Below are 502 nucleotides of genomic sequence, written 5' to 3' on the forward strand. Positions count from 1 at the left end.
CGGCAAGGCCGAACCGGTCCTGCGCGACATCGACCTGCGCATCCCCTTCGGCTCCTCGTACGCCTTCGTGGGCGGCAGCGGTGCCGGCAAGACCACCCTGGTGGACCTGGTCATCGGCTTCCACCACGCCCAGCGCGGTGGGGTCTACGTGGACGGGGTGGAGCTCGAGGCCAACCCGCGCGGCTGGTGGGACAACGTGGCGTTCGTCCCGCAGTCCGTCACCGTGGTCAACGGAACGGTGCTGCACAACGTGCTCCTGGACGTCGAGGCCACCCAGACGGCGGACCGGGCCGAGGTGGAGCGCGTGCTGCGCGAAGCCCAGCTGGGCCAGTGGCTGGACGAGCTCCCCGACGGCCTGGACACCGTGATCGGCGAAGGGGCCGTGGGCGTCTCCGGCGGCCAGCGCCAGCGCCTGGGCATCGCGCGCGCGATCTTCCGGCGCCCCCGCCTCCTCGCGGTAGACGAGGCGACGTCGGCCCTCGATAACCTAACGGAATGCCGG

General features: G+C 71.9%; 1 protein-coding gene. It reads left to right on the forward strand.

What is annotated here, in order from left to right:
• The coding region (locus ACFWJO_RS39960; RefSeq protein ID WP_386873233.1) for an ATP-binding cassette domain-containing protein at positions 1–502 on the forward strand (502 nt) is incomplete at both ends.

Origin of the sequence: Streptomyces sp. NPDC127092, from assembly GCF_042722475.1 — a bacterium.
Classification (GTDB): Bacteria; Actinomycetota; Actinomycetes; order Streptomycetales; family Streptomycetaceae; genus Streptomyces.